Source organism: Streptomyces sp. WG7 (assembly GCF_049975785.1).
Lineage (GTDB): Bacteria > Actinomycetota > Actinomycetes > Streptomycetales > Streptomycetaceae > Streptomyces.
Window position 1 is genome coordinate 127,303 of sequence record NZ_JBNGGE010000005.1, and the last position, 15,047, is coordinate 142,349.

7 protein-coding genes and 1 pseudogene are annotated in these 15,047 nt (G+C 71.3%); 1 reads left to right on the forward strand and 7 read right to left on the reverse strand.

Annotated features, from left to right (window positions below):
* Positions 1 to 843: 843 nt before the first annotated feature.
* Positions 844 to 1,797 (reverse strand): helix-turn-helix transcriptional regulator, encoded by a 954-nt coding sequence (locus ACP4J0_RS07990; RefSeq protein WP_426597908.1) that lies wholly within the window; start codon positions 1,795 to 1,797, stop codon positions 844 to 846.
* Between the two features lie 185 nt (positions 1,798 to 1,982).
* Here ACP4J0_RS07990 and ACP4J0_RS07995 point away from each other — a divergent pair, with 185 nt between their 5' ends.
* Positions 1,983 to 2,744, forward strand: a complete 762-nt coding sequence (locus ACP4J0_RS07995; protein WP_426597909.1) for an SDR family oxidoreductase — start codon at positions 1,983 to 1,985, stop codon at positions 2,742 to 2,744.
* A 370-nt stretch (positions 2,745 to 3,114) separates the two neighbouring features.
* On the opposite strand, the pseudogene ACP4J0_RS08000 reads toward ACP4J0_RS07995, so the two are convergent.
* The 6 genes and pseudogenes from ACP4J0_RS08000 to ACP4J0_RS08025 form a co-directional block, all read right to left on the reverse strand.
* Positions 3,115 to 3,246, reverse strand: a pseudogene (locus tag ACP4J0_RS08000) (IS110 family transposase); the annotation flags it as partial.
* A 744-nt stretch (positions 3,247 to 3,990) separates the two neighbouring features.
* Entirely contained in the window at positions 3,991 to 6,138 is a 2,148-nt protein-coding gene (locus ACP4J0_RS08005; protein ID WP_426597910.1) for a DEAD/DEAH box helicase, read from the reverse strand.
* A gap of 53 nt (positions 6,139 to 6,191) precedes the next feature.
* The gene (brxD, locus tag ACP4J0_RS08010; RefSeq protein ID WP_426597911.1) at positions 6,192 to 7,553 is read right to left on the reverse strand and encodes a BREX system ATP-binding protein BrxD; all 1,362 of its coding nucleotides are present in this window, start codon (positions 7,551 to 7,553) and stop codon (positions 6,192 to 6,194) included.
* A 70-nt stretch (positions 7,554 to 7,623) separates the two neighbouring features.
* On the reverse strand, positions 7,624 to 10,563 hold the full coding sequence (gene pglZ, locus ACP4J0_RS08015) for a BREX-2 system phosphatase PglZ (RefSeq protein WP_426597912.1): 2,940 nt from the start codon (positions 10,561 to 10,563) through the stop codon (positions 7,624 to 7,626).
* Positions 10,563 to 14,459, reverse strand: a complete 3,897-nt coding sequence (gene pglY / locus ACP4J0_RS08020; RefSeq protein ID WP_426597913.1) for a BREX-2 system ATPase PglY — start codon at positions 14,457 to 14,459, stop codon at positions 10,563 to 10,565. Before pglY ends, pglZ begins: the two co-directional genes overlap by 1 nt.
* A gap of 58 nt (positions 14,460 to 14,517) precedes the next feature.
* The gene (locus ACP4J0_RS08025) at positions 14,518 to 15,036 is read right to left on the reverse strand and encodes an ATP-binding protein (protein WP_426597914.1); all 519 of its coding nucleotides are present in this window, start codon (positions 15,034 to 15,036) and stop codon (positions 14,518 to 14,520) included.
* Between the last annotated feature and the right edge of the window lie 11 nt (positions 15,037 to 15,047).

Here is a 15,047-nt window from a genome sequence, read left to right on the forward strand (position 1 = left end):
GCGCTCCCGTTCTCCCGGTCGGTGCCATGGTGTGTGTCGCCACCGGGTCGGATCCGCTCTACGCCGAGATCGTTTACCGGGAGGGCGCGCACCCCGAAGTGAGCGCGCTCGGTGACGTACCGGGCTGGGTGTCAGGGGCTCCCGCGGGAGCCAAGGGGCCAGGAGGCCGGGGGAGGACGCCATGCCCCGGCGCAGGGAGCTGCTGGTCCCGGACTTTCTCCGCCCGGGCCCAGTCTGCAGGGTCTTTCCCGGTGCCGGACCCGTCACGTCTTCAGGGGGCCCGTGGTGCGCGGTGAGTCCTACCGGTGGTGTGTGGCCGCCGTCGGTACCGGCTGGGACGGCAGTAGCGGGGTGCTGGCGGGGGTCGAGCGGACAAGAGGTCGAAGCAGGTGTGCTGAGGGCAACGGCCACGAACCATCACCGAGAGCTTCAGCGGGCTCGCGATGGCCGACTGCGCGACCCACGGTCCGCGCACTGCGAAAGCGCCGGAGATCTGGCCGCGGACCTCGATGAGGTCGAGCACCCCCCCGGCTGGAGATCTTCGACGCGGAGCATGGGCTGGGCGGTATCTCGACCTTCGGCGCAGCCGAGACCACCGACGAAAACCCCGACCGTGTCGCTGCCGTACGAGCGCTCGTCCGGGCTTGTCTGCGCAGCGAGCTCTATCCCGGGGATCCGGCCTGGGCGCAGGCCACCGCGGCGCTCGCCGGCGGCACCACACCGATCGGACGCGTCGAGTCGAAGTAGACCCTCGGCGCACGTGACAGCGCGGCGGCTACCAGCGACGCTGTGGCGTTCGGCCCGGTCGGGCCCCTCGGCCGGGCCGGCCCGAACCGCCGGCGGTCAGGCGTGGGCGCCGCCCCCGCGGTCCACCGTCTCCTCCTCGCCCGCTGCCGGCCCCTCGACGCCACCCAGGGGGCCCTGGTCGTCAAGGTTCACGCGCGGGTCGCCCTCCGGTCTGTCGGGTGCCCCGTCGGCGGACTCGGAGTGGGAGAGCGCGGCGAGGAGCCGCAGTTTCTCGTCGCTGTCGCCGCCCTTGCCGGGGTAGTAGACGACGAGCAGGACATCGCCGATGGCGAGTTTGTCGCGGTGGAGGCGCAGTTCACCGACGACGGGGTGGTGGACCGTGGTCGTGCCTCCGGCGAGACCGCGGACGTCGTGGCGGGCCCACAGGGTACGGAACCGCTGACTGGAGAGTGCGAGTTCTCCGACGAGCTCGACGAACCGCGGGTCGTCGGTGTCGTCGCCGATGGTGGTGCGAAGGGCGGCGACGAAATCGGCGGTCGCTTTCTCCCAGTCCTGGTGGAAGGCTTGTTCCTCGGGGTCGAGGAGGAGGGAACGCAGCCGGTTCTGGCCGGGCCGCAGGCGGGGGTTGAGTGCGACGGCCATGGGATTGGAGGCCAGGACGTCGAACGAGCGCCCTTCGACGAACGCGGGTATCTGAAGGTGGGCGAGCAGTTCGTGCACCCGCGTCGGCACGTGCTCGGGTCGCTTGCGGCGAGGCGCCCTGGGGCGGGCCGACGCGAGGCCGAGCAGATACGTCCGCTCGATGTCGTCGAGTTTCAGGACGCGTGCGAGTGATTCGAGGACCTGAGGCGAGGGGTTGCTGTCACGTCCCCGTTCCAGGCGCAGGTAGTAGTCGGGGCTGATTCCGGCGAGCAGGGCGACTTCCTCACGGCGCAGACCGGGCACACGGCGGTTGCCGCCGGGCGGGATCCCTGCCTGAGCCGGGGAGACCAGCTCACGCCGGGCACGGAGATAGCTGCCGAGCCGGTTGCCGGATTCCTCATCCTTCATGCCGACACCGTAATGCGAGGCGTGTGTCTCAGCGGGGGCCCTGTCAGGACCAGGGAAGACGGGGGCTCTGCCACACCTGGTGCAGGCCGCCAAGACTGCGGTGGCACTGTTCACAGCGAAACGGGGACATCGCCGCCCGCGCCGCGATTGCGCGCGGGCGGCGCCCTGGATGAAGGGAAGATCTCATGGACCTCTCCAACCGCACCGTTCTCGTCGTCGGCGGGACCTCGGGTATCGGGCGGGAGCTGGCCCGGCGGTTCGCGGCGGCGGGCAGCACCGTGGCCGTCGGCGGCCGCAGCCCCCAGGCGCTCTCGGAACTCGCAGGGGAGGGCTTCGGCACGTTCGGCATCGACGTCACCGACAGCGCCTCCGTCGCATCCGCCCGCGACGCCGTGCTCGCCCGGTATCCCGAGCTGGACACCGTGGTGACGATGTCCGGCGTCATGCTCATGGAGGACCTGCGCGACCCCGCGCACTTCGAGGTGGCGGAGACCACGATCGACACCAACCTGGTCGGCACCATCCGGGTCATCGATGCCTTCACCCCGCACCTGGTCCGGCGGGGCGCCGGCACCTTCGTGACCGTCACCTCCGGCATCGCCTTCCTGCCGTTCCCGCCCATGCCCAGCTATGCCGCCTCCAAGGCCGCCGTGCACGCCTACTCCGAGGCACTGCGCGCCCAGCTCGACGGCACCGGCGTCGGCGTCGTCGAACTCGTCCCCCCGGCCGTCGCCACGGCGGACCAGGAGAAGGTCAACCCGCACGCCCTGCCGCTCGACGACTTCGCCACCGAGGTCATGGAGCTGCTCTCGGCCGACCCCACCCCTCACGAAATCCTCGTGAAGGGCGTCCTCATGCACCGCTGGGCCGAACGCGACGGCACCTACGACGACCTCGTCGCACAGCGCGCCAAGGCTCTGTCCATGCTCCCGGGCCGCGAAGGCTGACGTTCTTCACGACGCGACGGTGTCGCACAGGAATGGACGCCGTCCCGCCGGGCCCGATGTCGGACCGCTGTGCAAGGTTTCTTCCCGTCAACGCCGGTCCGCCCGGCGGTAGTCCGGCGCGAGGAAATTCCCGCGAACGCGCGGAGGGGAAGGAAAGGGAGGAACGGGCTTCGAGGAGCGCCGTTTCTCCCGGCACCGATCATGCGAGTGACATGTACGGATGAGACCACGTCAGGAAGCCGGGAAACGGCGCTGGTGCTGGACATGGAAGGTGAACGGGTGAGCGCCCGGGAGCTGATCAGGCGACGGGTCTTCCAGGAGGTCGCCGAATTCCGCGCCGAGGGAGCGACGAGACTCCACGGCCTGGTGGGGTCGTCGATCCCCAGGTCGTGGTCCGGGTCGTGAACGACCCCCGTCGCTTCGTGTTGGGGGTGCGCACACATGCCTTGGCGTCTTTCTTGCTGATGTCCACACCGGCGCAGCGTTCGTGCAGTACGTCCACGTCCCGGTCCCTCCCTCATCAGGCCGAGTGGTACGCCGTTCCGGGAGGGCCAGGGTGAATCAGGAATTCTGACGCACGTGCTCACAGCAACACTCCACGGTTCCCGTGGACGGCCCTCGGCACCACGCTGACCTGCGAGCTCGCCGGCATCACAGAGCAATCGGTTTCGGCCGGAACGAACACCACCACGATCCCGAGCCAGCACCGGCCCACGTCAGGGGCAGACAGAAGCATCCCCAGCGCGCGCCACGGCATTTACCACGCCCCCGGCGCACACCGCAGGTGCGCTGAGTCGCTGACCTGCTACTTCGCAGTGCTTCACAGGGCTGACCTGTTCCCGATGACGTCGCACGTGGAGTGCGTGGCGATCCTTGAGCCTAGATTGTTGCCTGCTCCGCGGACGGGTCGTCCTGGACGCCCAGACTCTGAAACGACGCTCGTTCTGTCGGGCTTGCATGCGTGGTTGTACGTGGGCACGGGGGGGCTCTCAGAGGGTGTCGGCCCCCCCGTACCGCAGATGGTGAACCCGATCCTCCGTCCGCCTACGACGACGGGGACGCATTCGACGACCTGCTGCCCGCCACCGCCCGGGAGGAGCAGCTGGCCCCCCTGCTCGAACTCGCCCATGCGGAACGGGCCACCCGGACCCCATCGGCCGAGGCCCGGCGGACGTGGCGGCGATGCCTGGAGGAGAGGCGAAGCGAGCTGGAGTGGTAGGGGAACTCACGCTGCCAGAAGGTGAGTTCACATTCCCCATTCGAGCCGGACCGGCTCTCGCGCCGTGGTCAGTGCCCCGTCGAAGTCCGCGAGACGTTCGGCCAGTGTGGCGGTGGCCACGCGCGGCGGGAGGGCAGCCGAGAACTTCAGGCCGCGGACGGCGCGCGGGTCGACGGTGGGCAGAGTGAGGACGCTCGGGAGTTCGGCGCGGGCGGATTTCCAGTCGGCGGGGGAGAGGTCCTGGCGCAGTCGGAGGTGGGTGTCGGAGGGCCGCTGGACGGGATCGGCGAGGTTGCCGAGGGAGGCGGCGAGGGTCGCATTGGCGCGGTAGCCGGCCCACGTCCACCAGCGTGTGGCATCGGCGTCGCGGACCACGAGAGTACCGGCCGGGTGCACCTCGTGGGGGGCGCGATCGGTGCGCAGCTCGGCGAGGGCAGCGGTGGCGCGGCGGGTGAGCCGGACGTCGGGGTCGGTGCCGAGGAGGACGTCGCGCATGGCGCGGGTGAGGGGGAACGACAGACCGCGCGCCTCGCCGCCCTGCCATTTGGCCACACCGCCGTCCTCTACGGGTTCGACGAAGGCACGGCGGCGGGCCCAGTCGATGAACGTGACCTGCCAGCTGCGCCCGGCAAGCAGGAGACGGCGCGGGCCGGGGCGTTCCTCGGTGAGCACGGTGGGGTCGGTGGTGCCGATCTCGGTGCGCCCGGCGAGGACGGTGAACTCGGGCGGCGCGGTGAAGGAAGCGGTGAGTTCCATGAAATGGCGGCGGCCGAAGTGCTTCTCGGCCTCGGAGCCGATGAAGAGCATGCCGTCGTCGCTGTCCAGGAAGCCCTCGTCGATCAGGTGCTTCAGGAGCGGGGCGGCCGACCGGTCGAAGGGCGCGAGGCCGTTCCACCGGTCCGGCCAGAGCCGGTCGCCGATGCGGTGCTCCTGCAGGGTGAGCGCGAGCAGCTGCTGGGCGACGAGGTGACGGGGCGATGGTGGCGGGGTGACGGGCTCGACCCAGCCCCGGGCCCAGAGGGTGAGCAGCCCTGCGGCCTGCAACAACGACTCGGGGCGGGTGGCGAGGAAGAGACAGTTGCGGGAGGTGTCGGCGCGACGGCCGGTGCGGCCGATCCGTTGCAGGAACGAGGCGACGCTGCTGGGGGAGTCGATCTGGATGACTCGGTCGAGGTCGCCGACGTCGATGCCGAGCTCCAGGGTGGAGGTGGACACGATGACGCAGTCGCGCGCCTCGGCGAACGCCTGCTCGGAGCGGGCCCGTTCATCGGTGGAAAGTGAGGCGTGCGAGAGGAACACGGTGACGTCGCGGGCCCGGAGCGCCGCACCGAGTTCCTCGACCTGCTTGCGGGAGTCGCAGAAGACCAGACGCTTCTCGCCGCGGTGCAGGGCGGAGATCACCTTGGCGGCGTTGGCGAGTGAGCCGACGTAGTCGAGTTCGACGTCTCCCGCGGGCCTCGGTAGCGCGGCGTCCCCGGCCGTGTCCGGCAGGGTGACGCCGGGCGCGACGACCCGCCCCGGGCGTTCGGCGGGACGCGCCCCCTGCAGCCATGTGAGCAGTGCGCCCGGGTTGCCGACGGTGGCGGAGAGCCCGATCCGCTGGATCCGGTGACCGGCCAGCCGCTCCAGCCGTTCGAGCACGGCAAGTAGGTGCCAGCCCCGGTCGTCACCCGCGAAAGCGTGCACCTCGTCGATGATCACGGCACGGACCCGGCCGAGCATGTGCGTGTGGTCGGTCTTGACACTGATCAGCATCGCTTCGAGCGACTCGGGTGTGGTGAGCAGGAAGTCGGGCGACTCGGTGCGGATACGGCGGCGTACCGACTCCTGGGTGTCGCCGTGCCAGAGCGCGGCGCGGCGACCGAGCCACTGGGCGTAGGTGTCGACGCGGTGGACGAGGTTGTTGAGGAGGGCTTTGAGTGGGGCCAGGTAGAGGACAGAGGTGCCCGTCCAGTGCTGCTCCCGCATGGCGGACAGGACGGGGAAGGTGGCGGCTTCCGTCTTCCCGCCCGCGGTCGGCGCGAGCAGGATCGCGTCCTCGCCGTCCATCAGTGGTTCCACGGCGGCCTTCTGCAGCGGGCGCAGATCAGGCCATCCGAGAGTGTTGACGATGTGGTGCAGGACGACCGGATCGAGTCGATCGAGCGGGTCGGGACCGGGCGGCTGGTCCTGCACGTGTATGGCTCCCTGCGCTTGGTCTTCCGGGAACGGGAGGGGAAGGCAACAGATCAGAGGTCGAGGTCGAGGTCGTCGGCCGACGCGGCAGCCGGGGGCGCGGCGAGGTTGCGTTCGGTGGCAGTGAGATCGCCGCTGCCGAGGGTCAGTTTGTAGTGCGTACGCGGATCGAAGTCGTCGAACTGATCGATCCGGTCGAGTACGTCCCCGACCAGTTTCTTCAGGTACAGGCGCGGTGCCACTCCGACTTTCCCTCCCAGCGCCCCGCCCACGGCCCTTGCCAGGTCCGCAAGGTACGCGTCGTCGGCGAGTCGCTTGATCCGCTCGGCGGAGCCGGGGGAGGAGACGCCGTCCGCGTACAGGTCGCGGATGGTGGCACCCAGACCGGTCAAGGAATCCTCGGTGAATCCGGGGAGCCGGATCTGCACCGCGCGCGGGTTGTCGAAGCGCGGGTCGGTGGTGAAGTCGGTGGCCAGACGCTGGGCGAGCGGGGCGAGGCGCTGGACGCCCTGCTGCCCGTCGTAGAAGGCGGGTGTGCCGGTGATGACGAGGTAGAGGCCGGGGAAGCGGCCGGAGTGAACCTCGTCGATGAGCTGACGCAGGGCGTTGAGGGCCTTGTCACGGGCGTCGGAGCGGACCCGCTGCAGTGTCTCCACTTCGTCCAGGACGAGAACGAGCCCGGCGTGCCCCGCGTCCTTGAGCATGGTCAGCAGGCCTTGGAGGAAGCCGAAGGCGCCGAAGTGGTCGAGGTCGCCGCGGACGCCCGCGCTGCGCCGGGCGGCAGCGGCGACGTGCGGCTGGCCGCCGAGCCATGCCATCACCGCGGCGGCGGTCGCCTCGTCGCCGGCGTCCAGGGACTGCTTGTACCCGCGCAGGGCGGTGGCGAAGGCGGGGGCCTGGCGGGACACCTCGGCCAGGCGGGCGGTGAGCAGCCGCTCCACGGCCTGCGGCAGTTCGCTCTCGGACGCGCCGTCGGCGAGCGCGTCCTCCTCAAGGGCGTAGAACCAGGCATCGGCGACGGGCCGCAGGGCGCTGGGCGGGAAGCTCGCGGTGGTCAGGCGTTCGGTGAGCCGCCGGTAGACCGTCTCCAGCTTGTGCAGCGGGGTCTCGGTCTCCGACACCTGTACCTCGGCCACGGCGAAGGTGCGCCGCTTGGCGCGCTCGCCGAGCCAGCGGGTGAAGAAAGTCTTGCCGGAGCCGTACTCACCGCGCACCGCCTTGAACACCGAGCCGCCGGCGGCGACGGTGTCCAGTTCCTCGTCGACCGCCTGCTCGAAGCGGCCCAGGCCGGTGGCGAGCAGGTCGAGGCCGCTCTCGGGGACGGCGCCGCGCCGCAGCGCGTCCACGACGGCGCGGCGGCGTACGGCGCCGACGGGTGCACCGGCAGGAGGGGTTGAGGATCCGAACGAGTTCACCCGGACAGTCTCCCATCAGGGAGGTGGCCGGACGGCCGGAGTGCCGGCAGACGGACCCGGTTCGTCGTACTCACGGGGTGCGCAGTCCGAACTGTTCGATCAGCTGAGCCCGGTGCAGGCGCAGGGTGCGGTTGTCCGGGAGGATCTCCAGGATCTGGGCGCCGTCGTAGTTGAGGAGCTGGGCCAAGGTCGCGGCGAAGCCGGGGGCGCGGCTGGCGGGCTGGCCCGCGCGTTCGGCCAGGGCGGTCATGGGCAGGGTGCCCGCTTCGACGAGGGCGACCAGCGCCTTGGGGAGGACGGACGGCTCCCGGGGCTTCCGGGCGAGCAGGTCCAGCTGCGCCGCGTACAGCTCGGTGGCGACGAGACGTTCCACGAGCGCGACGGCAGGTGGCTGGGCCTGGGTGGAGGGGGCTTCGGTCTTCGGTGCGGGGTCGCCAGGCTTCTGGGACGCGAGAGGGGTGAGTTCCTCCTCACCGAAGAGACTGATGACGCCCTCTGCCAGGGGCGGGGCGGCCTTCTTGGACTGCTTGGCGCCCGGACGCGACGGCGTGGCGGCGGGAGCGGCGGCGTTGGACGAGGTGACGGCCTCGGCGCCGGATTCCGTCTCGATGCCCGTCTCGTCGGACCACCACAGCGGAGCCGGATCGCCCAACTCCCGCCACGCTTTCGGCGGTTCGGCACCGAAGGGCAGCAGGGCGAGCAGCGGGATGGTGAATTCGGAGAGGGTCGCGCCGCCGTGGTAACCCGCCTTGAGGGCGGTGTACCGGGCGTCGTGGTCGCGCAGGGCGACGATACGTGAGCCGGGCTCCGGCCAGACCACTCGCGGCCCGGCCAGTGCGATCTCGGAGGGGGCGACCGGACCGCCGGGGCCGCGGTGACGGGCCGAACCGATGGTGCCGGCGGGTGCGTCGAGCCTGCTGCTCCGCCGTTCGACGACATGGCCGTGGTCGGAGGTCAGGAGCACGGTCATGCCATTCGCACGCGCGGCCCGCAACAGTGGTTCGAGACCGCTGACTTCGCCTGCCTGCCAGGCTCCGTCCCCGAGCTTCTGTTCCTTGCCGAGCCGGTCGTCGACGGTGTTGAGGACGACGGCGACATGCATGCGTTCGTCGGCGAGGGCCTCGTCAAGGGCGGTGGAGAAGGGCGAGCCGGTGTCGGGGCCGCGCAGGTCGTCCTTGTGGAAGACGGCCGCCGGGGCGCCCTGCCAGCAGGAGTGCTGAGGGAAGAGCCGCTTCTCGTCGTTCTGGTCGCCCTTCCTCAGGGTTCCGGTGAAGAGCGAGGTGCGCGAGACGGCGGTGAGTGTGGGCAGCGCCGCTGCCACGGCACGGCGCACCGGTGCGCCGTGAGCCCCGGGAAGCGGGTCGAACTCGGCCCACTGCCGACGCAGTTCCTGCCCCAGCTCGGCCGCTATGGCCGCGCTCATCCCGTCCAGGAGCAGCAGCAGGACCCGGCGCCCCGGCTCGGCGACGACCGGCGCGACGACTCGCGTCAGGAGGGACTCGACGGTGAGCAGGGAACCGGGGGAGCTGCCGTCTGCCGTCCACGCTGCGAGCCGTTCGCTGAAGGCGTGGTCGAGCGCGCGGCGGGTCCGCCGCACCTGGTCGCCGACCCGGTTGTACGCGGCGGCGAGTACGGCGTCGGGGTCGCCGCCCGCCTCCAGGTGTTCCAGGGCGCGGTCGACCCAGCCGAGTTCGCGGATCTGGCGGTCCGTCCCGTCGGTCACCGACTCGATCTCTTCCGACGGGTTCCCGGCCAGCCATCGCCGCAGCCGTACGGCCATCCGGACCCGCTCGATCCGGGCCCGGGTCTCGCCGTCGCCGGTGGCAAGGGCGTGCGCGCGGAGCGCGGTGACGGAGTCCGTGATCACCTCGGTGGAGCCGCCGGTCAGTGCGTGACCGGCGGCGGTGAACCGGGCGTCGAGTCCGGCGGGCAGGAGCGGACTGGCGGTGGCGGCTGCCTGCGCCCCGAACTGGGCGACCAGCTGTGCGGCCCGGGTCAGGACCGGGTCGGCGAGTCGGTGCTCACCCCGGTCGATGAGATCGCGTACGTACGCCTCACCGCTGCGGGCGAAGGAGGCCAGGAGACGGTCGAGTTCGTCGCCCTGGGCGGGCGGCTGCTCGCCGAGCCACCGTTCGGCCCGGCCGCGTGCGCGGTACAGGTCGTGGTCGGCCTCTGCGTGTCCCCACAGGGTGGCGCAGACCACCGCGTACGCAGCCGCGTCGGGGCCGTGGTCGGCATCGACCAGGGCGGTGATCACCCTGCCCGCGGAGCCGCCCTGTTCGGGTGCGGCGAGGAAGCGGGCGAGGCCGGCCTTTTCCGGTCCGCGCAGCTCGCGCAGGAGGTCCGGGCCACCGGGGGTGAGGGTCCACCGGAACAGGGCGACGGGGTCGACCCGGTCCGCTTCGCCTGGCGGGACGCGTACCGCGAGTGTGTCGTCGCTGTCGTCGTCGAGGCGGAGCCGACGACGGGTCAGCCGGGTGAGGGCCTCGTCGCGGGAGAGCACGCCCCTGCCGATCGAGCGCCAGCCCCGGGTGCCCGCCGCGTCCAGGAGCGCCTCGGCCGCCCAGGTCTCGCCGCGCAGACGGGTGTCGAGGCCGCTCGCGCCGAATGCCTCCTGCACCACCTCCCAGTTGTCGACGGACCTGATGCGGCGGCTGTAGACACGGGCGAGCAGACCGGGGTCGAGCTCGGTGTTCTCCCGGTCGGTGAGGACGACGAGGACGCGCGGCTCCGGCGGCACCCGCGCCTCCAGGTGGTCCAGGATCTGCTCGTGCACCGCGAGGACGGACGGCGCGACAGCCACCCGCACCCGCGTCCCGCCCACCGTCGGCTGCTCGGCGGCCCCGTCCCACTGCGGGGCGGCCCGCAGCAGCATGACGCGGACCGCGCCGTCGCAGAGCTTGCTGCGCGCGGCGACGAACTGGCGGACCGTGCTCACCGAAAGGCGGGCGGGACCTGCGGCGGAGGGTCCCGGCCCGGCGGCGGGCGCGGTGGTGATCGTGCCGGACATCAGTCGACGACCTTCCAGGTGACCTCGACGGTGGCGTCGGGGCGTGCCGCGGCGAGTGCCGCGATCTCGGCCTGCAGCTCCGCGGCCGCCCGGGCGGCCGTCGTCCGGCCGCCGCCGGAGCGGGCCACCGGGCGGGCCGGATCACGCGGCGCGGGCGGCGGAGTCGGCAGCACCTGCGGATGGGCGGAGCCGCCGTCCAGGGGCACCGTGCCGGCGCTGGGTGCCGGGGCGGCGGGCTGCTGCGGGGCCGGCGGCGGACTCTGCCGGGACCGCAGCAGCGCCATCACGTCCCGGCTGCCCTTCTTCAGTACGGCCGGCAGGTCGGGGTAGTCGCCGGGGTCGCCGGCCGCGGCGTCGCGCACCCGCTCCAGGATCGCCGCACCGTCCCGGCCGAGCGTGTCGGCCAGCTCCAGCTGTTCACCCCAGCTGGTGTTCTGCAGCGCATCGGCCACGGTCCCGGCATGGGTCAGCGACATGCCGTACCGGTGTGCGGTGAACCCGCCGAGGTCGAAGCCGGCCAGCCGGTCCACCACGGCCTTGGCGCCGAGGTTCTCCTCGCGCAGCGCGTCCACCAGCTCCTGGGCCCGCCGGGCGAGCACGAGGCGGGGTGAGGCGTCGTCCAGGTGCAGGAATCTCCGGTGCTTCTCCAGCTCCGTGACGAGTCGTCCCGCATCGGGCGCGAACGCGTTTGCGGCCTTGCGGATCTGCCCGGCGAACTGGTTCACGATCCGCCCGCGCCGCAGCTGCGGTGCGGGCGTGCCGAACACCGTCTCGTATCGCTTGCGTGCCTCCGCCCAGTCCGCCTCGGTGGGCAGCGGCTGCTCCCGCAGTGCGTAGTCACGCTTCAGGTCGCTCGGTAGCGGTGCCGGTTCGACCGCGACTCCGCCGCGCACCCACACGCGGTCGGACATTTCCGCGTACGCGGCGGCGAGCAGCCGACGCAGCGGGTCGGGCAGGCCGCGCGGGTCGGGCTGGTCGGTCCAGTCGGCGAGCCTGACCAGGGTCGGCTCGGCGACCCCGTCCCGGCGGGCCTGGGCGTTGAAGTGGTCGAGCCAGGCGGTGGACTGCCGGTAGTAAGCCTCCTGCATCACACCCAGCTTGAGGCCGCCCGCGATCCGTGCCATGACCTTGCGGTCCTTGGCCTCGACCTCCACCTGCCCGTCACGGTCCTCCGCGGCCTTGCGCACGTACTCGAAGACGGTCTTGATCTCGGCGGCCCGCAGCGGCTTCCCGGTGCCCTCCGGGTCCAGGTCGGGGTGGGCGGGGAACTGGTGGGCGAGCAGCTTCCCGGAGAGCTGACGTGCGGCATCGTCCATCTGCGCGCCGATCGGCAGCTGCAGGTCCGCCACCTGCTGCTGGGCCTCCAGGTGGTTGCCGAAGCCGAGGTCGACGACGCCTTCCTGCTTCTGCGCGAGTCCGTACGCCTGCTTCAGCGCGCCCAGGACCCGCTCGGTGAGGACTTCCCGCTGCGACTGCAGCATGCCCTTGGCGCGGGCCTTGTCGTCGGCGCCCAGACTGCGCGCGAATTCGGAGTCGAAGCGGGCCTCGTCGGACAGTGCCTTGTCGATGACGACGAGACGCTCGAAGTCGCCGCGGGTCGCGTCGGTGAGATGAGTGGGCAGCCAGGCCAGGGTCCGCGAGTCGCCGCCCGTCTTCTCCCGCAGCGTGCGCAGCCGCTGAAGGTCGTCCATCGGCCCGAACTCGCCCTCGTCGTACGGGAAGTCGACGACGAGCCGCCAGGCGTCCTCCTGGCTGGGCCGCAGCGCCGCATCCGACAGCGAGTCGACGTCGGCGACGTTCCCGAAGACCACCTCGACCTGCCGCTCGGTGCCCTTCCACACCAGGTCGAGGGTGTCGTACGGGTCGAACCCGCCGGTCCCGTCGGTGACGCCGAGCGCCTCCTTGAGCAGGGTGCGCATCTTGGTGCGGCGGTTGCCCAGGTTGTTGTGGACCTGGGCGTTGGCGAGCACCGCGTCGAGGTCGACACCGGTCAGTTCGAGGCGGACGACCGCGCCGGGGCCGGTGCCGGCGACCTTGATCTCGGGGAAGGTCGCCGCCCATTCCTTCGCCTTCTGCTCCAGGCGGCCGATCTCGGTTCCGGCGATCCGGGTGGTGATGGACCCGTGGTTGAGCGCGTTGAGCCGGGCCAGGGTCAGGTCGGACAGGGCGGGGACGCTCGGCGCGAGTGCGGAGAGGAGCAGCGTCTGGACCAGTCGGCTGTCACCGGTGAAGTCCCGGCAACGGGCCTTCAGCTGCGGGTCGCCGATCGTTTCCGGACGGCGTCGGTACGTCTCCACGTCGTCCTCGGTGACCTGGTTGGTCTTCAGCAGGTACGGGCGCAGCTTCTCGCGGTACAGCTTGTCCGCCGCCTCGAAGTGGACGCTGGTCTCGCCGCTGAACGCCTTGTCGCCGCCGCCGACGATCGCCGGGTACAGATCGCCGAGCGGTACGAGCTGGCCGAGCCGCCAGTCGTCCCGGTGGTCGACCAACAGCTGGCTCATCAGCTTGAGGCCGGTGCGGGAGCGCTGCAGTGCCCCGGAGATGTGCACCAGGGTGTCCATGAAGGCCGGCGGGAAGGGGTACGTGCGCCGGAAGGCGTCCTCGTCCGCGCCGGTGGTGGAGTCCTTGTGGCCCAGCAGGGTCTGCCAGACGTCCGGACCGAGCTTCTTGGCCTCGTCGAAGGCTGCCGCGACCTTGGCCTCGGCCTCGTCGTCGACGGGATCCAGCAGACGGGCCCGTGCGATCGTCGGCAGGTTGCGGTCCTCAAGGACGATCGAGTCGTACCGGCCGCCGTTGAGCTTCAGCGTGTCCTGCACGGCGATTTCGGCGGCGCCGGCCATCTCCTCGCCGACCAGCTCGCGCAGGTCACGCTGACGGGCGATGAACGAGACGACGGGGATGGCGCGGCGCTCGTCAGCGCCCTCCACGAAGTTGGTGACCTTGCCGGCCTCGCGGCCGAGAACCTTCGGGTCGTGGATGAGGGTGGCCAGCCACAGGATCAGCTCGTCCATGAAGAGGACGAGGCCGTCGTAGCCGAGCGACTTGGCGTGCGCGGCGATGATGCCGAGGCCCTTGTCCAGGGAGACGAAACCGTCGGCGTTCTCCGAGGCGCCTCGGGCGAAGGACGGGAAGAGGGTCTTGGTCAGGTCCTGGACGAGCCGGGCCCGCAGCTCCTGCGGGGTGGTCGGGTTGTCCAGATCGAAGCCCTTGGTGTTCTCGTGCTCCTCCTGCGCGGCGACGGCCTGGTCGAGCAGTTCGGTGGTCCAGGCGAACGCCTCGCCCCACGCGTCGCCCTCACCGCTGTCCGCCTCGGCGAGCTGCGCGATCACACGGTCGTCGCCGCTGCCACGGCGATGTGCGGCGAAGTCCTCGAAGAGGCCATCGGTCAGATAGACCTGCGGCAGATCGCAGTCAGGGTGCACCTTGCGTACGTGCTCCACGTACTTCCCCAGAATGCGCTGCTCAAGGGACTTGGCACCGAGCATGTGGTACGGGACGAGAAGGAACTTGCGATCTCCCGCGTCCAGCCAGGAGTGGTGGGCGCGCACGGGGTCGAGGCCCGTCTTGGAGCGGGCGGCCTGGTGGCCGGAGAGCAGGGCGTAGAGCACCGCCATGAAGTGCGACTTACCCGAACCGAACGAGCCGTGCAGATAGGCAGCCTTGGAGGAGTGGCTGTCGAGCGCCGACTTGATCAGGTCGAGGGCCTCGTCGAAGTTGCCGCGCAGGCGGTCGGTGACGACGTAGTCCCGCAGGGCGGCCTCGGCGCCCCCAGCGGTGACGGCCTCGCCGAGCTTCAGCACGAAGTCGGACGTCGACACGCGCTCCGGGATGCGGATCAGCTCGCGCAGGAGGGGCCGGTCCTCGGGACGGGGGGTGTTCCTGCTCATGAACGCCATGTGTCTGTGATGCTCCTCGCCCGGCCGGTCCTTCAGCTCGATCAGATGAGCTGCCCGATCAATCGTAATGGGCGGCACTGACACCAGGAGGGCCAGATTCTGTCCGGCTCTCCCGTTCCTCCTGCTGCGGCTCGGCCGACCCGGTCTGCGCCCATACGGTCTTGCCGGGGCCGGTGCGGTCCTCGACGCCCCAGTCGTCGGCGACGGCCGCCACGAGGGCGAGTCCCCGCCCGCCGTCGGCGTCCGGGTCGGCCATGGTGACCGTCGTGGGGTCGGGCCGTCGCGGGTGCGTGTCGGACACCTCCACACGTACGACCACGGTCGTACGCGCCTGCTGGTGGAGGAGGCGAAGCTCGAAGTTCCGTCCCGGTACGCGGCCGTGGCGGGCTGCGTTGGCCGCGAGCTCGGCGACGAGGAGGGCAACGGTGTCGGAGAGCGGGCTGCCGGGCGGGACGCCCCAGTCGTCGAGCCGGGCCACGGCGGCCCGGCGGGCGAGGCTCGCGCCGAGGCGGGTGGAGGGGAAGGTGTGCGTGGACTCTTGGACGGCCAGGGGTGGTCCGACCTGCGATGTCGTCATGAGCCCAGCCT

What these genes read in the sequence shown, in the direction of transcription:
- ACP4J0_RS07990 (WP_426597908.1), bottom strand. Translation starts at nt 1,797, where the DNA reads ATGAAGGATGAGGAATCCGGCAACCGGCTCGGCAGCTATCTCCGTGCC.
- ACP4J0_RS07995 (WP_426597909.1), top strand. Translation starts at nt 1,983, where the DNA reads ATGGACCTCTCCAACCGCACCGTTCTCGTCGTCGGCGGGACCTCGGGT.
- pglZ (WP_426597912.1), bottom strand. Translation starts at nt 10,563, where the DNA reads ATGTCCGGCACGATCACCACCGCGCCCGCCGCCGGGCCGGGACCCTCC.
- pglY (WP_426597913.1), bottom strand. Translation starts at nt 14,459, where the DNA reads ATGGCGTTCATGAGCAGGAACACCCCCCGTCCCGAGGACCGGCCCCTC.
- ACP4J0_RS08025 (WP_426597914.1), bottom strand. Translation starts at nt 15,036, where the DNA reads ATGACGACATCGCAGGTCGGACCACCCCTGGCCGTCCAAGAGTCCACG.